Raw genomic sequence first — 22,520 nt, forward strand, 5'->3', positions numbered from 1 at the left:
TTCTGGAAATAGACGATATCTTAGGAAGTAAATTGGTACGGACAAATTTGTTCGACTACTCAAGGTTATAACAACAAACGATGAAACAATCTTTAACAGAGCAGCTCATAATTGATATTTGGCAAATGTCTGTCACCGATGCCGATAGGCAGCGTGCTGCCAAGCATGTGGTTGACTATTTGGCCTGCGCCGCGGTTGGCGCCAAAAGCGCACAAGGTTTGGTGTATGCCAAGCTTGTTGAGCAGGCAGGTCCTGGCTCTGTTAGCGCCGTGTTTAATCGCTGTTGCGATTTACAAACCGCGTTGGCATTTAATGCTGCCATCGGTAATGTTATGGAAATGGATGATATTCATCGCAGTTCGATTTTACACCCAGGTCCAGTCGTGATTCCGGCGGCATTGGCTCTTGCGGAACAACAGCACGTGAGCATGCAATGCTTCTTAGATGCGGTGATCAAGGGCTACGAAGTGACCATACGTATGGGCCAGTCTATTGGTCGCAGTCATTATAAGTATTTTCATAACACCTCAACCTGTGCCGCATTAGGTGCGGCAACCGCGGCAGCGGCCATTCTTGGTTTGGATGCTGAGCAAACGGTGAGTGCCATAGGTAATGCCGGTTCTCGTACCGGTGGCTTGTGGCAAATGCGTCATGAAAATGTGATGAGCAAGCAATGGCATAACAGCGAAGCGGCGAAAAGTGGTGTTAATGCGGCGATAATGGCCAGTCATGGGTTGACCGGGCCGAAAACTATTTTAGAAGGTGAGCTGGGTATCTTTAATGCGTTAAGCGACGACGCAAACCCACAAGCATTTGTCGCCAAGCACGATAACTGGCTTATCTATGATGTTAGCTTTAAACCGTGGCCGGCATGTCGCCATGCCCATCCGGCGATTGATGCCTTTAACCACGCACTCGACAACGCACAGCAGCCTATAGACGTCGAAGATATCGACTCGGTGCGCGTTGAAACCTATCAGGATGCGAAACTGTTTTGTGATCGCTTGCACATAGACAGTGATGTCTCGGCAAAATTTTCCATTCAGCATGCGCTGGCGGCGATACTTGTTTTTGGTGAACCTAAGCTAGAGCATTACAGTGCCAAGGTTTATCAACGTGCCGACATTGGCACATTGCGTGAGAAAATCAGCGTCGATGTGTCGCCGACTATTGAAGCGGATTATCCACAACATTATGGTGCTCGCTGTCAGATCACACTGAAATCCGGTATCCAGCTCAGTGGTTATCGTCAAGATACGTTAGGGGATCCGGAAACGCCGTTAAGCGAACAACAATTTTGTGATAAAGCGCAGATGCTGTTTGCTGCCGCAGGCATAGACCAGCAACGTATTGAGCATATCGTCGCCATGCAGTGGCAACAACACAATGACATTACCGCCTTGAGCAAATTACTGGATTAAACAATGACACAATCACCAACCCCATCACCAACCCCATCGGCAACACAACCGCCAGCAATCGATGCGTTGATTGAATATATTGAACGCAGTGAATACAGCTCATTGCCACAATCTGCCATCGATGCGGCGAAAATATTTATTTTTGACTCCATTGGTGTCGGTATCAGTGGCTCACGAGTTGAAAGGGTTAATGAGGTGAAAGCCGCGGCTAATTTGTGGGGGCAGGGTAAACAAGCACAAGTGTGGGTGACGGGGGAATGGCTGCCGGCAAGTTCGGCGGCGTTATTAAATGGTTTTCAAATTCATAATCAAGAATGGGATTGTGTTCACGAAGGCGCCGTTGTTCACCCAATGGCAACCATTTTGTCTGCCTTGACCGCTTATGGTCAACGCGAAGGCTTGTCTGGCAAAGACCTTATTCATGGAGTCATCGTCGCGGTTGATGTCGCAACATTAATCGGCGGGGCGGTAACCTCGGGATTGAAATTTTTCCGGCCATCGGTATGTGGCTGTTTAGGCTCAACCGCCGGTATTTGTACCATGCTAGGCATCAAAGGCATTGAACTTAAAAATGCATTGGGGATTGCCTACAGCCAAATCAGTGGCACCATGCAATCTCACGTTGAAGGCTCGCCGATGTTGGCGATGCAAATTGGATTCAATTCACAAAACGCGGTCATGGCGGTGGATATGGCGCGCGCTGGCTTTTCAGGTCCACATGATATTCTTGAAGGCCCTTTTGGTTATTATCGTTTATTTGAAGATGACTATGATTTACAAGGCTTTTATCAAAAATTAGCTCACCAATATCAAATCGAGGAGGTCAGTCATAAACCGTTTCCGACCGGCCGTGCCGGTCACGGTACCGTCGATGCACTACAAAGTTTACAGGCAGAACATGGCTTTAGCGCGGCGGATATTGAATCGGTAGTGGTGCACGCCACGCCATTGATTAACCGACTTGTTGGCCGCCCAGTAAAACCCGATATGGATGTAAGTTACGCAAAATTGTGTAATGGCTATATTGGCGCAACCGCATTATTAACCGGTAACGTTACCGTCGAAGATTTTGACGATAAGTGTTTGCTCGATAAGCAACGTTTGTCGTTGGCGAAAAAATTCACCACCCGAGTCAATGATTGCACTGATCCTAATGCCCTAGCGCCGATATCGGTTGAGGTGACATTGACCGATGGGCGTCAGTTGGCAATCGATATGCCAGCGATACTGGGTAATCCGGCTCGGCCGATGAGCAAGGCCATGCAGATTGACAAATTTCGCGCCGCGTGTGCCAGCGCCAGTGTCGCTTTTAGCGTCGAGCATACCGATAAATTGATAAATAGCATAGACGCTTTGGAGCAAATCCAGAATATTAACACCCTAATAAAACAAATGGTTTCTCCTATTTAAGCAGCGGCCTGACAGCGACAATACCATAAGGTTGTCAGAGACAAGAGCCGAGATGAGCGAGTATTAATGATGAGCAGTTTTCCAACCTATCTAGAGTGTTTTGATGTAAACAACCTTCTTGAAGATTACCCGATTGGCGATGACTTGATCAGTCGCTTTCAGGGCATGAGTCAAGCCGAGCTAAAGCAATTGCAAAACCAGCGATTTATGCAAGTAATTGAACGTGCTTGGCAGATCCCGTTTTATCAGCGTGTTTGGGGCAAAGCTGGGGTAACACCGGCGGATATTCAGTCACTAGATGATATTGAAAAGCTGCCGTTAATTTCTAAAACAGACATTATGGACAGCGTTGAACAATATCCACCAATCGGCGATTTCCACGGTCTCGATGATATTCCTAAACAACAACGCCCACCCATTGTGTTCCATACCACCAGTGGTACCACAGGCACACCACAACCGTTATTGTTTGGTCCAAAAAGTCGCGAAGTGCAGTCCCTACTTGTTGGCCGTTCCTATCGTTTTATGGGCTTGCCGGCAGCCTCAACCATTCAGAGTTGTTATGGTCACGGCATGATTAACGGTGGTCACTACATTCGTGAAGCCGTTACCCACTATACCAATTCGATGTTTTTAAGTGCCGGCACCGGTGTTGAAACACGCTCAGCACAGCAAGTTAATCTGATGAAAACCTTTGATGTTAATGTACTGGTTGGTTTTGTCGATTACATCAAGCGTTTAGCCGATGTTGCACAAGAAGAAGGCTTGCAGCCGGGCAAGGACATCAACATCGATATGATCATTGGTCACTTTGGTATGGAATCCCGAGACTCCATCGCCAAAGCTTGGGGTAACCCGCAAATGTTTGATTGGTATGGTGTTGGTGATACCGGTTGTATTGCCGCCGAAGGCCCCGACCATAATGGTATGTATGTTTGGGAGGACGCGCACTTCTTAGAGCTGTTAGACCCAGAAGATAATAGCCCGGTAAAAGACGGTGACAAAGGCAATATGGTGGTCACTTGTTTGTATAAAGACGATGTCTACCCAATCATTCGCTTTAATACCTATGATTTGACCGAAGTGGTTGCTGGTGACAGTGAACTTGGTTTGCCGTTTAAGCGCATTCGTGGTTTTATGGGAAGAAGCGATAATATGGTAAAACTGCGCGGCATCAATATTTACCCTCAGGGTGTTGGTCCAATGATGGATGAACGAGACGACTTTCTCGGGGAGTTTATCTGTGTCGCAGTGCGTGATGATAGCGGCCGAGACGAGATGATTGTCAAAGTAGAGGTCTCTGCTCAAGGCGCTCAACGAGACGCCATTTTATCTGAGTATAAAACCCTATTGAAACAGAAAATTGGTATTGCCGTCCAAGTCGAAATGTTCGGTGAAGGTGAATTAACGCCATTAACCCAAGTGGATGTTAGACAAAAACCAATTCGCCTGATCGATAAGCGTTTTGATTAATTTGCAAGGCAAGCGAAACACACGGATTTAACATGAAACTAGACGGCAAGCTGTTATTCAGTGATTTAACATCACAAATAAGCATGATTGAGCAGGGCGAAATCAGTGCTAATGAGCTCTTTGCTATGCAGTTGTCGTTTAATGAAAAAATCAATCCGTTAGTTAACGCATTTATCAGTCTTGATGACTCTAATCAGGTCATCAAAGACAATGACTCAGCGCTGCATGGTGTCGCTATTGCCGTCAAAGATAATATTGATGTCGATGGTTTTAATACCACCGCAGGCCTAGAAATATTGCGTCACAATCGACCCCATGAAGATGCCTTTAGTGTCGCAAAATTGCGCGCAGCCGGTGCCAGCTTTATTGGTAAATTAAACATGCATGAAGGGGCATTAGGAGCCAGTAATCATAATGCTCACTTTGGCAATTGTTATAACCCTCATAATATTGAGTTAACCCCTGGCGGCTCATCCGGTGGCAGTGGTGCGGCTGTTGCAGCAGGTATGACTGCGCTCGCTCTAGGCACCGATACCATGGGCTCGGTACGTATTCCGGCATCTTATTGTGGCGTATTTGGCTTTAAAGGCAGTAAAGGCGCTATCTCTAATCGAGGCAGTGTGCCTTGTGGTCGCAGTCTTGATAACATTGGCCCTTTGGCACGAAGTGCACGAGATTTAACTTTGGCATTTACCTTGATGCAAGGACATGATGTGCAATCGGCGCAGTCGCTAAGCATTAATTATGCCGCACCTAATGAGCAATTGCCGACCATATTGATACCAAAGGATTTGTCGGTATTTTCTGTTGATAGCGACGTTATCGATGATTTTGAACGCAATATCGATACATTTGCCCAAATGGGTTGTCGCCTTAAAAGTGTTGATTTTAGTGGTTATGACTTCTCTGCCGCTCGTCGTGCAGGTTTGATCATTTGCGAAGCGGATATGCGCTTAACTCATCAGCAGGCGTGGCAGGATAGCCCCGATTTGTTTTCACCCTACTTACGTAATTTGCTGCGTTACATCGACGGTAAAACGCCGATGGATGTGATGCGCGCCGAACAAACCATTGAGGCCGCCGTGGTGATGGCGAATCAGTTGTTTAACGACGGCGATATGTTGTTAATGCCAACGGCACCGCAACGGGCATTTGCGATGAACGCAGACGTTCCGGCTAATCAGGCCGACCTTACCGGCTTTGCCAATATGGCAGGGTTACCGGCATTGTCTATGCCTATGATCAGCGACAGACCATTACCGGCAGGTATGCAACTGGTTGGCCCGAGTGGCAGTGATCTGCAAATTCTAGCCATTGCCGAGCGCTGGCAACAAAGCACCGGTTTTAGCTGCGACATTCCTAGCGCGATAAGCGCATTTATTTAATCTGATAGTAAGGTAAACCTCTGGAGACTTTATGGCAGGTCCATTAACCGGAATCAAAGTACTGGATTTAAGTCGCATTCTTGCCGGCCCTTGGGCGACGCAAGTGTTGGCCGACTATGGTGCTGAAGTCTACAAAATTGAACGCCCAGTAAGTGGTGACGACACTCGTCATTGGGGGCCTCCTTATGTACAAAATAGTGATGGCACTGATACTCAGGAATCCGCTTATTATGTTGCTGCCAATCGTGGTAAGCAGTCTTTTGCCATTGATATCACCAGCGAACAAGGGCAAGCGCAAATCAAACAGATGGTGCTAGATGCGGATATCGTTGTTGAGAATTACAAGGTCGGTGGCCTGAAGAAATACGGCCTTGATTATGATGCATTAGCACAACTTAATCCGGGTATTATCTATTGTTCGATTACCGGTTTTGGTCAAACCGGACCTTATGCCAACAAGGCGGGTTATGACGCCATGATTCAAGCCATGGGTGGCTTAATGAGTATTACCGGCGAGCAAGATCAACTGCCAGGTGGTGGGCCACAAAAGGTAGGCGTAGCGGTCGCTGATTTGATGACCGGAATGTATGCGGTGTCTGGTATTTTAGCGGCTCTGCATCATAAAAACCAAACCGGTGAGGGTCAGCATATTGATTTAGCCTTACTGGATACTCAGGTTGCCTGGCTGGCAAATCAAGCCAGTAACTACCTTATTGGTGGTGATGTACCGAAGCGATTGGGTACCGCACATCCGAATATCGTGCCTTATCAGGCTATGAAAGTAAAAAATGGTCACATTATGCTGGCGGTCGGCAATGATAGGCAGTTTAAAAAATGTTGCCAGATACTTGGCGCGCCAGAACTGGCAGAGGACAGTGATTATGCGAGCAACGATCAGCGCGTAGCGAACCGAGATGTATTAATCAATAAATTAGAGGCGTTATTCTTATGCCATGATATTGATTATTGGCTTGAGCATTTGTCAGCGGCACATGTACCTTGTGGACCAATTAATACCCTAGATAGAGTATTTGAAAATCCACAAATTCAACATCGACAAATGTTGTTTGAATTGGAGCACCCAACCGCAGGTAAAGTACCTCAAGTCGCCAATCCAGTGAAGTTCTCAGCCACACCGATTGAATACCACAGTTTGGCGCCAACCTTAGGTAATGCCTCGACAAATAAAGCCTAAACCACAGGGTTTAGTCTATTTTGCTCATTTCACTGACAATAAACGACTCTACCGCGCCATCAACGGCGACCAGATACGCGGCTAAGTGTGGTGCGCTCATATGAGTTTGTCATAACTCGCGATTCTGCCAGTTCTCAAAGAACATAAAATGCTGCGGATTGTCATTATCTTGATGCAAGTCGTACTGTAAGCAGCCGGCTTCGGCGCGAGTCACATCGATAAGCTTTAATAACTCGGCTTTGACCAAGTCAACACGGTCAGCTTTGGCGATGATGTTGGCGACTATGGTAAGGTTTGCCATGAATAGATTCCTACAAACAGATTGAATGCAGGTAAGTATAGATGCTAATTGGCTTGTCACATAGCTGTTGTTGCTATGCTAGGCCTGTCAGCGTTTGCTAACAGGCCAGCACAGATTGATGAGCGATAATTGGCTATTTGTTGGCCGCGATTAAAGCTCTGGCTTTATGCAATTTCTTATAGCTTTCAATGAGTTTTAGGTGTTTTTCGATGCCTTCCAGTTTGATACTGGTAGGCGTTAAACCATAAAATCTAATGTCGCCATTAATGCTACCAATGACGTTGCTCATGACCTCTTCAGTGTACATACGGGTGAACGCGACTTGATAGTCCTCAAAATCAAGATCATCATTTAATGCCACTTCCAATGTCACTTGCATCGCCTGATAAAAGTGGCTGCGCCCAGCCAACGAATTATCATTGTATTGTAAGAACTCACCTATCAGCTCTTGTGCTTCTTCAATGGCTCCCAATGCCAAATAAAGCAAGATCTTAAGCTCAATAATGGTTAATTGACCCCATGCGGTACTGTCGTCAAATTCAACGCCAATCAAGGTGATGATATCAATGTAGTTATCTAACTGGCTGTCTTCTAAGCGTTGCACTAAATCGGCTAATTCATCGTCGCTAAGGCTGTGGATGTTAAGGATATCTGCACGGTATTGTAGGGCTTTATTGGTGTTGTCCCACACCAGATCTTCTACTGGGTAAATCTCAGAATAATCAGGTACTAGAATGCGACAGGCGATACCGATATCGGTGTACTCGGCAACATACGCTTCTTTACCCATGTCGTCTAGAATGGCAAACAACGCATTACATTCTTGTTCATTACTGCCAGAGAAGTCCCACTCAACAAATTCGTAGTCGTTTGCAGCACTAAAGAAACGCCAAGAAATAACACCGGTTGAGTCGATAAAGTGTTCTACAAAATTTTCTGGTTCTTGCACTGCCATCGAATTAAAGGTTGGCTTTTGCACGTCGTTGAGGCCTTCAAAACTGCGGCCTTGTAGTAATTCGGTTAAACTACGTTCAAGCGCTACTTCAAAGCTCGGGTGCGCGCCAAACGATGCGAAAACACCGCCGGTTCGTGGATTCATTAAGGTCACACACATGACCGGGAATTGCCCGCCTAACGATGCATCTTTAACGACAATTGGAAAGCCTTGTTTTTCAAGCGCGTCAATACCGGCAAGAATCTCAGGGTATTTTTCCAGCACTTCATGCGGTACGTCCGGTAAGACAATTTCTTGTTCAATGATTTGTCGCTTAACCGCGCGCTCAAATATTTCTGATAAGCACTGCACTTTCGCTTCAAACAGGTTGTTACCGGCACTCATACCGTTACTGAGAAACAGGTTTTCAATCAAGTTTGACGGTATATATACGGTTTCGCCGTCGCTATGACGGGTGTATGGAATCGAAACGATGCCACGCTCGACATTACCTGAGTTGGTATCGATTAGGTGTGAACCTTGCAACTCACCATCTGGGTTGTAAATAGCGCGGGTGTAATCATCAAGAATACCTTGTGGGAGTTCGTCGTTGGCACCGGGCTTAAACCATTTTTCATTGGGATAGTGAACGAACTCACTGTCTGCTATATCTTCACCAAAGAACTGATCATTATAGAAAAAGTTACAGTTCAGACGTTCGATAAACTCACCTAGAGCCGAACATAACGCGCTTTCTTTGCTGGCGCCTTTACCGTTGGTAAAACACATAAATGATGCCGCATCGCGGATATGTAAAGACCAAACATTTGGCACAATATTGCGCCACGATGAGACTTCAATTTTCATGCCCAAATCTTCGAGAATGTTGGTCATATCATTGATGGTTTGCTCAAGTGGCAGGTCTTTACCCAAAATAAAGGTGCTGCTATCACCTTCAGGTTGTCCCATGATCATCGCCTGAGCGTCGTCATCAAGACTGTCTACTTGTTCGATTTTAAACTCAGGTCCGGTTTGAATAACCTTTTTAACGGTACAGCGATCAATCGAACGCAAGATACCTTGGCGGTCTTTATCAGAGATGTTGTCTGGCAGTTCAACCTGAATCTGGAATATCTGGTTGTAACGGTTTTCCGGATCAACAATGTTGTTTTGTGCGATGCGGATATTGTCGGTTGGAATATCTCGAGACTTACAGTACACCTTGACGAAATAGGCGGCACACAAAGCAGAAGAAGCGAGGAAATAGTCAAAAGGACTAGGTGCCGAACCGTCGCCTTTATAGCGAATTGGCTGATCAGCAACGACACTAAAGTCGTCGAATTTGGCTTCAACTTTTAAGTTGTCGAGAAAATTAACTTTGATTTCCATGGATATTTACCGCACTTGATTGCCGCAGAAACGGGCTGTATGTGTTTAAGTGCGCTAATTATCGTTGTTTTTAGCGGATTAGTCTTGGTTTTATTGTAAAAAAGCGGCAATAACTTATGCCGCTAACGTATATTCAATGGCCCAACATTGGTGTTATTGATATTGGCCAGAGGTGATAAATTCGGAAAATGATTCGCACCACACGACCACGGTATTAAAGTCATCTATGGCGGTTCCTGCCGGCAGGTTAACTAAAAAGTTATCAAAGGTTTTAACCTCACCGACTTGGATCATTGCCGCTTTATTGGCTAAAAACTGTTGTTCGTCTTCGACATAGGTTGGTGATAAGTAGACTTTGTAATCTGGCCCAGGAGCAAGCTCGCCAACAAAGGCAATGCTGCTTTGATTAATGCTCACTTTGCCTTCTCCCCAATGAAAAAGGTCACTGCCGCTGCGTTGACGGTCAAACTCTGTTTCGAAAATAGCCTTGGCTGCAGCTTGGCTTACTTGTTGATAATCTGGTGCCGATGGTGCGGTTAAGATAGGCAAGGCGTATATACCAATTGCAAAGCCGATAAAGGCAACAAACAAATGACTGGCGGCTAATAGGGCAATTTTTCTCGTTTTCATATTAAATATTACATTCACTGATTTTGATGAGCCTATATAGACCGAACGGTTGCAAAAATTATTGCAAGCAATGTAAATATTTAATTGGCCAACAGTTCGATTAACTCACCCGCAGCACCAGTAGCAAAAATACCACGACAGCGACCAAGGTAGTGGCTATCGATTGGGGTTATGGTCTGTTTTAACCTATCGGCGATGGCCTCAATGTTATTAACCTGAATGCTGATCATGGCGATACCACTGGGTAAACCACCGGTATTAGTGATGATAGGAGCAGCATCAACAACTTGGTCAATTTCAAATAAGGTTTTGCCAGCAAGTTGCAGCGTGGCGACATCATATTGATGGTCTATCGGTTTGCCCCAAGCGTTGTTTAACACCGTCACTTTGGTGGGGAACTTTAACCCTTGATCCGCTTGATGCAAGGCCTCATAAAAAGCCAATGATTGTTCTCGATTTGGTGTCGACAATACGGGGATAAATAAACTGCCAGAGCTGGCTTTGGTCATCGGTAATTCAAACGGCGGCACCTCACGTTCCACTTGAGTCAAATAACTTACTTCACCAGCGGGACCAATCACTTGCATTGCTTTGATGGCATCGCTGACTTGTAAATAAGCCGGTGCACCAATCACCTCAAAGTCTGATTGTAATTGTTTGGCGATGGCGTCAACGTCACCAACGTTGGTTTCTAAGCTCATCCAACCGTGGGTTTTTAACGGCTGATTGGCTTTGGCATTTTTATCTTCAAGCAAACGCAACCAAGCATCACCGTTAGCCGCTTTGAGTATGTGCAGGCGATTACCGACGAGGTTTTCGGCTTGCCAAAAACTGGCTAATTGTTCACTGACCGTCGACTCTTCAACAAGGGTAAAATCTAACTGTTGAATATAAGCTTGGCTGACCTTATCGATATCTTGGCAAGTTAAAGTCGCGCCCAGTACTGGGCCTAGTTGTCTGCGGGATTTTGTATTGCTATCACTCATAAATTACTTGTTACTGATCGCTTCGGCTTCGATGCTCGCTTGATACTTTTGACCATTTTTTAGAATGTCATTGGTACCGAGCAATTGATTTAAACCGGCTAAATCGAGCATTCTATCGCGATACATATTGGTATTGCCGTTGGTTTTAATTGAGGCCAAAAATTCCTGCGCCATAAAGGTATAAGCACGCACCATTGCGCCTGGGAAAATCACTAACGAGTAACCCATATTTTCTAAATCTTCGGCTTTTTCGATCGGCGTTGAACCACCTTCAACCATGTTCGCTAGCAAAGGCACCTTATCTTTGAAAATACGATTAATTTCATGCATTTGTTCAATGCTTTCAGGCGCCTCAATAAATAACATATCGGCACCGGCTTGGGCGTAGGCTTGAGCACGCTCAACTGCTTTGGCAAACCCTTCGACGGCTATGGCGTCAGTGCGGGCGATGATCAGAGTATCTGGATTTTGTCTGGCATCAATGGCCGCTTTAATTTTGCCGACCATTTCTTGCAACGATACCAAGCTTTTACCCTTAAGATGACCGCAACGTTTCGGCATTTGCTGATCTTCTAGCTGAATACCTGACGCACCGTTGCGTTCAAATAACTTCACCGTGCGTTGCACGTTTATGGCATTACCAAAGCCGGTATCGGCATCGACTATCATTGGCAAATCGGTTCGTTCGCGAATTTGCGAGATAACATCCGCTACTTCGCTCATCGATACTAGGCCAATATCGGGACGACCAAATCGGGTGTAAGCGATTGACGCACCAGATAAATACATGGCGTCAAAACCACCTTGCTCAATCAATGACGCACTTAGCGCATCATAACCACCCGGGGCGATTAGAATGCGTTTATCGTCAATATGTTTTCTTAATTTGCTTGCGTGCACGGCTAGCTCTCCGATTCTTGTGTTTCACTATCGCTGTTTTTCTGTTGCGCAAATTTGTTCTTCAGATAGGGCATTAAGCCACCAGCATTGACGATCACCATCAACTCTGCCGGGATAGGCTCACATTGAAAAGATTCACCGGTCGTCAGGTTTTTCACTAAGCCCTGCACTGGATCAACACTGACTTGCTGGCCTTTTTCGATATTCGCCAGTTCCGGGCAAAACAGTACAGGCAACCCTAGGTTCAGGGCATTGCGGTAAAAAATACGGGCAAATGATTTGGCAACCACCGCCGATACACCTAATTCAACTAAGGCTTGTGCGGCTTGCTCTCGAGAGGAACCAATACCAAATGCGTCACCGCCGATGACCACGTCGCCAGCTTTTACCTGACTGGCAAAGTCGGCGTCAATGGCTTCGAGGCAATGCGCGGCCAGTTCACTGAGTGGCGCTTTCATATAGGCACCTGGAGCTAACAAATCGGTATCAATATTGTCGCCGTAAACCCAAGCGTGTCCTGTTAATTCATTATTCATCTTGTTTTCCTGTCGCTTAGCCTTACAGATAATCGCGAGGGTCGGCAATGGTGCCGGCAATGGCGCTGGCTGCTACCGTGTAAGGAGAGCCTAAATAGACGTTTGAATCTGGTGAACCCATGCGACCTTTAAAATTTCGCGATGTTGATGAGATACAGTTCTCGCCATTGGCAATGGCTCCTGCACCCATACCGGCACAGGCGCCACAGCCGGTAGGTAGCATGATGGCGCCTGCTTCGGTAAGAATGGCCAAGGTGCCGTCTTTTGCCGCCATTTCAGTGGTTTTCACCGATGCTGGGGCAATCAATAATCGTGTACCTGGAGCAACTTTATGGCCTTTTAAAACGTTTGCCGCCATATGTAAATCAGACAATTTTGCGCCGGTGCAAGCGCCAATATAAGCCTGATGAATTTGTACTTTTTCAATATCTGCGACAGGGTGAGTATTTTCCGGGCTATGGGGTGCAGCAACTTGCGGGGTCAGCTCTGTGGCATCAAAGTCATATACCGCTTGATATTGACAATCAGGGTCTGATTTCCAGTCTAGCTGTGTGTCATTTATGTCTTGTCCAGTATTGCGAATCCAATCTAAAGTGGTGCTATCTGCTTCGATAATGCCGGTTTTACCACCTAATTCGGCGGACATATTGCACAACACCATGCGCTCATACATAGACATATTAGCAATGGTTGAACCGCCAAATTCAATCACTTTATAATTGTTGTTCATGCCCAATTTTTTACAAAGAAACAGCATAATATCTTTTGCGCTGCAACCTGTAGGCAACTCACCATCAAAATTTATGCGAATGGTTTGCGGTACTTTTATCCAAATTTCACCTGTAGCGAGTGCGCCGGTCATTTCTGTCGCACCAATACCCACCATAAACGTGCCAAAGGCGCCACCGGTTGGCGAATGTGAATCACCGCCAACTAAAAACATGCCCGGCTTTAAATGCCCTTGTTGTGGCAGCATGACATGACAGATACCTTGCATGTCATAAAAATGGGCAATCTGATTATCATTTGCCCAACGTCGGGTTAACGCGAGAATCTCAGCACTTTCTGGATCGGTAGCCGGGACAAAATGGTCGCTAACCAATACAACTTTGCTTGGATCAAAAACCTTGGCACCTAGCTCTTCAAGACGCGACTTTACCCGTCGCGGCCCCGATGAATCGTGCATCAGCACCATGTCGAGCTGACAGGTGACGATTTCACCTTCAGTTACTTGTGCTTTGCCACTGGCTTTGGCAATGATTTTTTGTGCCAGGGTTTGTCCTGGTGTGCTCATTTCACATCCTGAGTAATTTGACTTATGTTGGCATAATTGCTGATTATCAATTGCTTAGGTCATCAACATATACTTCTTAAGCCTTGTGTGCTTAAATCAAAAATGCACTACCAACATATAAATGATATAACGGTATGACAAATACTGTACTCGCTTTCTTCAATAATTTTAATGATAAATGTCAATGGTCAAACTAGAACTCACCCAGATAAATGGGCATCAGATTGCAAACATCATCATTGATAGGGCTGATAAATATAACGCTCTAAGCCAAGCGATGTGGCAGCAACTGTACGATTACTGCCAACAGCTCGACAATGAAATCAAGCCGCGTGTGGTACTGATTAAAGCGGCCGGTGAAAAGGCTTTTTGTGCTGGTGCGGATATTAATGAATTAACCGATATCATTACTGATGAACAACGCATGCAGGACAACAATGCGATTGTGCAGCAAGCGCAGATGGCACTGCAAACCCTATCAGCACCAACCATTGCCCTGATAAATGGCGTGTGTATGGGCGGCGGCATGGGCATCGCCTTAGCCTGCGATTTCCGCATCGCGGCAGAGCATGCAAAATTTGCCATTACACCGTCCAAACTCGGTCTACTTTATTCCATTGAAGATACCCGCAGAGTCGTCAATACCTTGGGCATGGCACGAGCAAAAGAATTGCTTTATCTAGGCAAAACCATTAGCGCGCAAACCGCATTAGAGTGGGGCATGTTAACCGCAATGGTTAGCGTTGATGATTTACTTGAAAGCGCCCAGCAGCTTGCCGAACAACTGACGCAAGTCAGCGGCTATTCAATCTCTGGTATGAAACAAACCATTGCCTTTGTTGCGGATGACCAACACCGCCAACAACAAATCAGGGCGCTATTTGATGGGGCGTTTTCTGGTGCTGATTTTGAAGAAGGTGCACAAGCCTTTTTACAAAAACGTGCAGCTAAATTTCGTTAATATCGGGTTATAAGAGTTCGATTATGTCTACTATGTTGTCGCTAAAGCCCACCGATTTTCAGCAGCGTTTCGTGGTTGCCGGGCACGGCGATGGGTTCTCTGATCATATCGGACCTTTTTATCAATACGTAGCTGATGACGCGGCAGATAATATCCGTGCCTTGCCCATTGATGGTCGTCATCTAAATCCTGAAGGCGTGGTTCATGGTGGGGTTATTTTAAGCTTTATGGACTATGTCATTTATCGCGCTATCGGTGATGTGGTTGGTCACGATCTCAAATTTGCGACAATTAATCTTAACAGCAATTTTCTCGCCGCGGCTAAAGCCGGTGATATTCTCTATGGCCAAGGCAGGATTGTGCGACAAACTAAATCGGTAATATTCGCAGAGGGCAGCATTGTCAGCAACCGAGAGGTGATGACGGCCTCGGGAATCTGGAAAATCATATCGGTATAGAGGCTGGCTATTTGAGCTCAATTGCCAAACGTCAAAAAGGCCTAAATCGTCTAGCTTTTCAACTGTTTTTCATATTAGGGTTTGCTAGATTAAAGCAAGCCCTTTTTATTTTTCCGTATCACAACAATGAAAGAGACAAGGTAGATGAGCGCCTATTTGATTATCCATGCCAAGGTCACTGATTGGCCGACATTTTCTCAATATACTCAGCTGGTTCCTGAATTAGTTCGTCAATTTGGTGGCGAATATCTGGTTATGGATAGTAACGCAGACTTATTAGAGAAGGCCGGTTTTATGGCGCTTGAAGCGAGTGAGTTAGGTTCGATTGTGGTATCAAAATGGCCTGATGTAGATGCCGCAAAAACGTTTTGGCACAGTGCGCAATATCAGCAGGCAAAACAACTACGTCAGGGCTGTGGCGAATTTAACGTCATCCTAACAAACGGTCTTTAACAAAGGATTTTGGAGTAACTTAATCATGACGAATGCGTATACGGCACTGGCACTGCAAACTCGATGCTACGCCATTAATAAACTTAACCCTGATGATGCACGACAACAGATGCATAGCAACATTGAGCGGGTTGGTAAACATGTGCGTGGTAGCAAGGGTTTTATTGGTCCCGACGTTAAATTGGTGGTGTTGCCAGAATACTTTATGACCGGTTTTCCTATGGGAGAAAGCATTGCCCAATGGCAGCAAAAGGGTGCCATCGCCATCAATGGCGCCGAATATGACATGCTGGGCAACATTGCCAGCGACAACCAAGTCTATTTGAGCGGCAATGCCTATGAAGTCGATCCCCATTTTGCGGATTTGTACTTTCAAACCTCGTTTATTATCACCCCCAATGGCGACTGCGCTCTGCGTTATCGTCGTTTGGTGTCGATGTTCGCACCTACGCCTCATGATGTGCTTGATAAGTATTTGGATATTTATGGCTATCAAGGTTTGTATCCGGTATTGGAAAGCCCATTAGGTCGATTGGCGGCGGTTGCGTCGGAAGAAATCCTTTATCCTGAAATTGCCCGTTGTTTGGCAATGCATGGTGCAGAAGTGCTGCTGCACAGCTCGTCGGAAATAGGTGCTAATGAACTGACTCCAAAAGACATCGCCAAACGCGCGCGAGCAATTGAAAATTTAGCCTATGTGGTATCCAGTAATTCCGCGGGTATCGAGGGTATCGATTTTCCCGCTGAGTCCACCGATGGTTTATCAAAAATTGTTGATTTTAAAGGTCGAGTTTTGGCTGAGGCAGGATTTGGTGAGTCAATGGTTGCAAATGCCGAAATCAATATAGACGCTCTGCGACGTTATCGACAAAAACCAGCAATGGCCAATGTACTGGCACGCCAGCGCAATGAGTTGTTCGCGCCTATGTACAACAACTCTGTCTACCCAGCCAATAGCATGCTCGATGATCAGCAACAAACCAAATCGGTCGATCGCAGTCATTTTATACAAACCTTACAATCAACCATCGCACAATTGAAAAATAACGATGTGATCAAGGGCGAATAACATGACGCTGCTTTCTATTCGCAACCCAAGAACCGGACAGCTGGATTTTCAACTGCACTGCATGGACGCTGCGCAAGTCGCCGACGTTGCAGCAACCCTAAAACAACAGCAGTCGCGCTGGTTTACTATCGGTCTTGATAAACGTATTGCCGAGCTGCGCATGTTTGCCGAGGCTCTGGCACAGCAAAAACAGGCGATCATTACTGAGCTTTGCCAAGATACCGGTCGTTATCAAGAGTCGGTTCTAGAATTAGATGTCACCATCAGTGCTATTGAAAGGTGGTGTCAACAAGCGCCTCAGTTGTTGAATATAAACGCCACTACAGCCGGGCAAATTCCATTTTTACAGATATCCCAAGGCTATTTACCCTATCCATTGGTTGGCGTGATTAGCCCTTGGAACTTTCCGTTATTACTGTCTTTGGTTGATGCCATTCCCGCCTTGTTAGCTGGCAGTGCGGTTATATTAAAACCAAGCGAAGTGACGTCGCGATTCAGTCAACCGTTAGCCAAGGCATTGCAACAATGTCAGCAGCTAAGCCAAGTGTTTCGCATTGTCACCGGCGATGGCAAAACTGGCGCAGCAGTGTGCGATGTCGCCGACACCATTTGCTTTACGGGCAGTGTCAAAACCGGGCGCTTGGTCGCCGAGCACTGCGCCAAACGTTTTATTCCGGCGTTTCTCGAACTTGGCGGCAAAGACCCTGCGATTGTCTGCGATGATGCCAATATTGAAACCGCCGCAAAAGCGATTTGTTGGGGCTCTATGGTCAATGCCGGGCAAAGCTGTATGTCGATTGAGCGAGCTTATGTGCATGCGGATATATATGATGCCTTTGTGCAGCGACTATCGCAGTTAACCGCTGGTTTGCAACATAATTACCCAGATATCAAGCAAGGTCAGATAGGTCCGATTATCGCCGCAAGTCAGGTTGAATTGGTTAAGCATCAACTATCTGATGCTATCGCCAAAGGTGCCAACTGCATTACCGGCGGCGAAGTGGTAAACCTCGGTGGCGGTGATTATTGTCAGCCAACGATTTTGACCAATGTGACCATGGACATGGACATTCTCACTAAGGAGACTTTTGCCGCGACATTAGCGGTGGTGAAAGTTGCTAGTAATGATCAGGCAATAGCCCTAGCCAATGACTCTGATTATGGTTTATCTGCGGCGGTGTTTTCACAAGATAGCGCGAAAGCCCAGGCAATTGCTGAGCAATTACAGGCTGGTGCGATAAGCATTAATGACGCTTCTTTAACGGCGTTGGTACATGAAGCAGAGAAACAATCGTTTAAACTGTCAGGGCTTGGTGGTTCGCGCATGGGGGCGGAATCGATTCGCCGCTTTATACGCAAGAAAGCCTACATTGAAAACACTGGTGTGGCATCGCCTTGGTGGTTTTAAGCGGTTATTACATCGCCACTAGTTGTTAAATACTGCCCTAGCAGCCGTGGTTAGGTTAAGGTCTGTTTAACTTTATCCACTGCGTGCATGGCAGATACCAATGCCGCTTCCATGCCCGGCAATTCTGGTTGGGTATGCTCACCAGCAAAATGCACATTGCCTTCACTGTGCCCTAAAGTAGCGCGCAGGTTATGCACTTGACCGGCTTTAAAATAGGCATAGGCACCACCTTGCAGTGGGTTATTCGCCCATGAATGACGTGCTAAATACTGCAACTTGCCTTGACTAGCGGGTCTGATCATCGCCATTTCAGCGAGTATTAATTTAGCGCATTGCGACTCATCCAATTGATCGATTGCCAGTGCATTTTTGCCATTTATCCAACATAGCAAGTTAACGATTTGGCCTTTGTTGTCCTTAAGCGCAAATACGCGTTCCACTAAACTGTTGCTCCAATGGCTGGCCGGCAGTCCGTCATCTAGCCAAAATGGTTGGCTTGGTTTTAGCAAAACTTGGCTGATTGGTGTGTAATTTAGGGTATCAATGGCGTGACGCTTTTGCTTGGATATTGTCGAGTTAATCGCTATGTTTCGCAGCGCGGCAAATGGCACGGTAACAATCAGTTGCTGACAACTAAATTGATTACCGTTGTTGCATTTGATCCGATATCCGTTTGCTTGGCTATCTATCTCAGTGATCTGTTGCTCGGTTAATGCCGGTGTCTTCAGCGCTTTGTTCATCGCTTGTGGCAAAGTTTGGTTGCCACCTTTGACCAGTGAAAACCCCGGAGCGCTGAGTTTGCGGCTTTGTTGATTGCGCACCAATTGCAGCGTTGAATGTTCGGCAATGCTTAACCCATTAAAGTTGTGCTCAATCAGTTGTATCGCTTGCTTTGATGCGCCATGTTGTTGCAAATATTGGCGCAATGGGATGTCGTATTTAGCGTTATCAACATGGCTCCAATTAGCCAAATCAAGTGCCGGATGTTGCTCAAGGTAGTGACTCAGTAATCTGCCTGGATGCAAATTCTTTTCTGACGCATGAAGTTTATTGCGGTTATGCGATGGCCATTGATCGACACTGAGAAGCTGCTTATCAATGATCAGTGCCTGGCCACGCTCAAATTGCATTGGTGGTTGTAATGTCAAACCGAGTTGATCGATTAAATAACGAGTGTAGCCATAACCAGTGCCTATTTGTAGGCCGCCAACTTCGGGCTTACCAGGTAAATGCGATAAGGTCTTTATACGGCCACCAACATCTTTTGCCGCTTCCAGTAGCAAGTAATCGATGCCTGCTTGTTGGCATTGTAGCGCGGCATTTAGACCTGACAGTCCAGCACCGATGATAATCACAGGATAATGAGGATTGTTTGCATACAAGGGCAAATGATAGCTTGCAGCTAAAGCGGCGATACCTTTTATAAATTGTCGTCTTTGCATAACGCAGCGCCTCGTTATTGTTATCGATAAAAAAGGCTTCCTGAGAAGCCTTTGTGTTGATTAATCGACGTGTTTCTTTATAAAGCCAATTAGGCCGAGCGATATCACCACCAATACGATGAATACCATAAAGGCATTTTGATAGCTGCCATACATATCGAAGAATTTACCGGTCAAAAAGATACCTAAGCCACCGCCTAATGCGTCCAATACGGTGATCGTGCCTAACAGCTTACCTGATGCTTTTAGACCAAAGTTATTTACCGCATTGAGTTGCAATAAGGTGTAGAACCCACCCCATGCAAAACCGATAATGGCAACCGTCCACAATACCGTGTCTTTACCAGCAAAATACAACGCTATTAGCCCAAGTAGCATCAAACCTAAATTGCCATACAGAACCCGTTTGCCTTTGACTTTATCGGCAATTAACCCAAATAAAAACTTACCTATCAGAGCCGGCGTAAATAGCATGGCTAGACCAGCCGCCGCCGACTGAATTTCAAAACCGAGATCTTGTAAGTGCAATACTAAGTTTGCTTGCAGGCCGAGTAAGGTATAAAAGGTGAACATAGCGATCAGCGCTATCGCCCAAAATGATTTGGTTTTAATGGCGTCTATGTATTCCATACCTTGACTAGAAACATCAGCATCCGAGCTGTCTTTGAGTGTTTCGTAGCCCATCGGTTTTTTATTGCAGTCTGCTGGACGGTTTTTAACAAGAAATAAAGCGATTAAAAATAATACCGCCGGTATCGCCGAAGCCATTTGAAAGGCGTCGCGCCACGACATACCTTCGCTGATCCAACTGCCAAATAATGGCGCCAGTATCGCCCCGCCAAGAGAGGTACCCATAACCGCAATGCCAATTGCCGTACCGCGCATGGTAACAAACCAATTCGACACTAAGATCACTGCGACGTTTAACCCGCAAGCAACCAGCACCACGGCGAACGCAGCGTGGATGTAATACATGTGACTGATGTCGGTGATCATGCCGTAAGCATAATAAGATGCGCCGAGCACCACGGCACCGAACATCATCAACACTTTAACGCCTATGCGATCAATGAGAATACCGATAAAAGGGGCTAATAAACCGGTTAATGCTAAGGTGATTAAGCCACGCATTTTTAAATCGCCTCGGCTCCAATCAGAAAACTCGGCTAGCATTGCACTGTCAAATGCCGTCAAGCCGGTTAACACCATGCCATTGGAAATTAATAAGCAACACATGGCGATGATTACCATGGTCCAGTGCAGTACTTTACTGCCTGAATTAGGCTCTATGATTGCGGTTTGAGATTGCATAGTGATTCCTACTTCTATTCTGTGTTGTCGCAGCGTTTATTGTTCATTGTATTTAGCTGCTGCCAGGCCAGTTTTTACCGCCAACCCATGTACCAGCGTACGCTTTATACTCTTGGTGAGTCACTGACTGCCAAATTTGCGCTTGATAGTATGGATCGCTAATAAACACTTGCCATGCACTGTCGAGTGAATCGGCTTCTAAAATATAAAAAGAGCCTTGATAATCTTGGCTATCGTTATGCAATAACGGACCTGCCACTCGAATGATGTCCATATGTTGTTCAACCCATTTTAAATGCGCTGTAAGCTTTTGCTGTCTTTGTTGTTGGCTATGTTGATTGTTTTTATCTCGACAAATAAAGCTGACTAACATGCAAAAATTCTTTAAGTTGTTACAACTGGTTGAAATTCAGACTAGCAAAAATTGCTTAATTGTTAACGGCTTATTTTGTTAAATTGTTTGAAGGATTTGATAAATATCAAAGTGTACGGGTTAGATTGTCGATTTATCAGTTTGATAATGGCAATTTGACATTTGTTAATGTGTGCAATTTTAACTGCCCCTAACGTAATAGAAAAATAACTTTAAACACGAGTTAAGAGGCAAGAATGTCATTTATTGAAATGTATGAACTACCCATTTTGCGTTGGCTACATATCGTCGCTATGGTGTATTGGCTTGGCGGTGAATGGGGCGTCTTTCAAACGTCTTACCATGTCGTAAATCGTAAGTTGGCGATGGAAGAACGTCGTCGACATATGCAAACGGCGTACAAAATCGATATTCTTGCCCGTACAGGTATCATACTATTACTGCCGCTCGGCCTGCATATGGGGCACTTGTGGGGCGTACAACCTTACGGTGGCAGTTTCTTGACGATTACCTGGTTATTCTTTGCCGGATGGTTGGCACTTTGTTGGAGCGCTTACTATCACAGGGAAACCGATTTAGGTATAAAGCTGACCAAGTTTGACGAAGCCATTAGATATCTGGTGATTCCGGCGCTGATGATAGCCTCCGTCGCTTCAATGTTAGGTTATGGCCCATTTGCTGGCGCCGAAGGGCAAAAGTGGTTTTCGATCAAAATCTTTATTTTCTCATGGCTTCTAGTCATCGGCTTGTTGTTACGCTTTATTATGCGCGAATGGACAATAATGTTCCGTCGCTTAGATGAAGAAGGTGATAACGATGACGTGGAAAATCAGCTATTAAAATCGATTCGCTTTGGTCGCCGCTTAGCGTATGTGTACTGGATAGGCATCCTTACGGTCGCATTCTTCGGCGCAGTAAAACCGTTATAGAATTCTTGGTTCGTTTCTCTTTCAGAAACCTTTATGCCCGCTAACTCTGCAGTTTGCGGGCTTTTTTTCAATACGTCTTAAGCAATCAATATACAGCGCCAAAATACTGAGTTTAATCCAGCACAACAGCTGTCATGGCAAGCTGTTGTGCCGCTTGATGAGATCAGCCTGCGGACATTCGTATTCGATTTTAATGCTTGCCCTGTGGACATTGACTGCGCTAACTTAGCCAGACAACAACAATACAAAGACAACAATGGAA

The 22,520-nt window shown here is 45.7% G+C and carries 20 protein-coding genes and 1 pseudogene; 11 read left to right on the forward strand and 10 right to left on the reverse strand.

The window, feature by feature from the left end:
• Positions 1-80: 80 nt before the first annotated feature.
• From E2K93_RS09220 to E2K93_RS09240, 5 genes are all read left to right on the forward strand, one after another.
• Positions 81-1,421 carry an MmgE/PrpD family protein gene (locus E2K93_RS09220; RefSeq protein ID WP_135438819.1) on the forward strand — a complete coding sequence of 447 codons (1,341 nt, stop codon included), beginning with the start codon at positions 81-83 and terminating at the stop codon, positions 1,419-1,421.
• A 3-nt stretch (positions 1,422-1,424) separates the two neighbouring features.
• A complete protein-coding gene (locus E2K93_RS09225) occupies positions 1,425-2,831 on the forward strand; it encodes an MmgE/PrpD family protein (protein ID WP_135438820.1) in 1,407 nt (468 codons plus the stop codon).
• Between the two features lie 66 nt (positions 2,832-2,897).
• Complete coding sequence (locus E2K93_RS09230) at positions 2,898-4,304, forward strand: phenylacetate--CoA ligase family protein (RefSeq protein ID WP_135438821.1); 1,407 nt, start codon at positions 2,898-2,900, stop codon at positions 4,302-4,304.
• Between the two features lie 32 nt (positions 4,305-4,336).
• Positions 4,337-5,689, forward strand: coding sequence for an amidase (locus tag E2K93_RS09235; protein WP_135438822.1), 1,353 nt, complete (start codon positions 4,337-4,339; stop codon positions 5,687-5,689).
• A gap of 31 nt (positions 5,690-5,720) precedes the next feature.
• Entirely contained in the window at positions 5,721-6,884 is a 1,164-nt protein-coding gene (locus tag E2K93_RS09240; RefSeq protein ID WP_135438823.1) for a CaiB/BaiF CoA transferase family protein, read from the forward strand.
• Positions 6,885-6,894: 10 nt separating this feature from the next.
• Here E2K93_RS09240 and E2K93_RS09245 read toward each other — a convergent pair.
• From E2K93_RS09245 to E2K93_RS09275, 7 genes and pseudogenes are all read right to left on the reverse strand, one after another.
• Positions 6,895-7,185: pseudogene (locus E2K93_RS09245) on the reverse strand (putative quinol monooxygenase).
• Positions 7,186-7,318: 133 nt separating this feature from the next.
• Complete coding sequence (locus E2K93_RS09250; protein ID WP_135438824.1) at positions 7,319-9,508, reverse strand: OsmC domain/YcaO domain-containing protein; 2,190 nt, start codon at positions 9,506-9,508, stop codon at positions 7,319-7,321.
• Positions 9,509-9,661: 153 nt separating this feature from the next.
• Positions 9,662-10,138: a DM13 domain-containing protein gene (locus E2K93_RS09255; protein ID WP_135438825.1), complete on the reverse strand. Its 477-nt coding sequence runs from the start codon at positions 10,136-10,138 to the stop codon at positions 9,662-9,664.
• Between the two features lie 80 nt (positions 10,139-10,218).
• Positions 10,219-11,124, reverse strand: coding sequence for a VOC family protein (locus E2K93_RS09260; RefSeq protein ID WP_135438826.1), 906 nt, complete (start codon positions 11,122-11,124; stop codon positions 10,219-10,221).
• 3 nt (positions 11,125-11,127) lie between these two features.
• Positions 11,128-12,024, reverse strand: coding sequence for an isocitrate lyase/PEP mutase family protein (locus E2K93_RS09265; protein ID WP_228445244.1), 897 nt, complete (start codon positions 12,022-12,024; stop codon positions 11,128-11,130).
• Positions 12,025-12,026: 2 nt separating this feature from the next.
• Positions 12,027-12,560: a 3-isopropylmalate dehydratase gene (locus E2K93_RS09270; protein ID WP_135438827.1), complete on the reverse strand. Its 534-nt coding sequence runs from the start codon at positions 12,558-12,560 to the stop codon at positions 12,027-12,029.
• A 22-nt stretch (positions 12,561-12,582) separates the two neighbouring features.
• Entirely contained in the window at positions 12,583-13,854 is a 1,272-nt protein-coding gene (locus E2K93_RS09275; protein ID WP_135438828.1) for a 3-isopropylmalate dehydratase large subunit, read from the reverse strand.
• Positions 13,855-14,038: 184 nt separating this feature from the next.
• Between E2K93_RS09275 and E2K93_RS09280 the strand changes: the two genes are divergently transcribed.
• From E2K93_RS09280 to E2K93_RS09300, 5 genes are all read left to right on the forward strand, one after another.
• On the forward strand, positions 14,039-14,815 hold the full coding sequence (locus tag E2K93_RS09280; protein ID WP_228445246.1) for an enoyl-CoA hydratase/isomerase family protein: 777 nt from the start codon (positions 14,039-14,041) through the stop codon (positions 14,813-14,815).
• 23 nt (positions 14,816-14,838) lie between these two features.
• On the forward strand, positions 14,839-15,273 hold the full coding sequence (locus tag E2K93_RS09285; RefSeq protein ID WP_228445247.1) for a PaaI family thioesterase: 435 nt from the start codon (positions 14,839-14,841) through the stop codon (positions 15,271-15,273).
• Between the two features lie 144 nt (positions 15,274-15,417).
• Positions 15,418-15,726 carry a DUF1330 domain-containing protein gene (locus E2K93_RS09290; RefSeq protein ID WP_135438830.1) on the forward strand — a complete coding sequence of 103 codons (309 nt, stop codon included), beginning with the start codon at positions 15,418-15,420 and terminating at the stop codon, positions 15,724-15,726.
• Positions 15,727-15,751: 25 nt separating this feature from the next.
• The gene (locus tag E2K93_RS09295; protein WP_135438831.1) at positions 15,752-16,795 is read left to right on the forward strand and encodes a nitrilase-related carbon-nitrogen hydrolase; all 1,044 of its coding nucleotides are present in this window, start codon (positions 15,752-15,754) and stop codon (positions 16,793-16,795) included.
• A gap of 1 nt (position 16,796) precedes the next feature.
• Positions 16,797-18,203, forward strand: coding sequence for an aldehyde dehydrogenase family protein (locus E2K93_RS09300; protein ID WP_135438832.1), 1,407 nt, complete (start codon positions 16,797-16,799; stop codon positions 18,201-18,203).
• A 50-nt stretch (positions 18,204-18,253) separates the two neighbouring features.
• Here the strand turns inward: E2K93_RS09300 and E2K93_RS09305 are convergent, their stop codons facing one another.
• From E2K93_RS09305 to E2K93_RS09315, 3 genes are read right to left on the reverse strand one after another with little or no spacing between them, the layout of a single operon-like run.
• A complete protein-coding gene (locus E2K93_RS09305) occupies positions 18,254-19,645 on the reverse strand; it encodes a flavin monoamine oxidase family protein (protein ID WP_135438833.1) in 1,392 nt (463 codons plus the stop codon).
• Between the two features lie 60 nt (positions 19,646-19,705).
• The gene (locus E2K93_RS09310) at positions 19,706-20,956 is read right to left on the reverse strand and encodes an MFS transporter (RefSeq protein ID WP_135438834.1); all 1,251 of its coding nucleotides are present in this window, start codon (positions 20,954-20,956) and stop codon (positions 19,706-19,708) included.
• 52 nt (positions 20,957-21,008) lie between these two features.
• A complete protein-coding gene (locus E2K93_RS09315) occupies positions 21,009-21,329 on the reverse strand; it encodes a YciI family protein (protein WP_135438835.1) in 321 nt (106 codons plus the stop codon).
• A 236-nt stretch (positions 21,330-21,565) separates the two neighbouring features.
• Here E2K93_RS09315 and E2K93_RS09320 point away from each other — a divergent pair, with 236 nt between their 5' ends.
• Positions 21,566-22,258, forward strand: coding sequence for a hypothetical protein (locus E2K93_RS09320; RefSeq protein WP_135438836.1), 693 nt, complete (start codon positions 21,566-21,568; stop codon positions 22,256-22,258).
• Positions 22,259-22,520 lie beyond the last annotated feature (262 nt).

The sequence above is a fragment of the Thalassotalea sp. HSM 43 genome, from assembly GCF_004752005.1.
Classification (GTDB): domain Bacteria; phylum Pseudomonadota; class Gammaproteobacteria; order Enterobacterales; family Alteromonadaceae; genus Thalassotalea_A.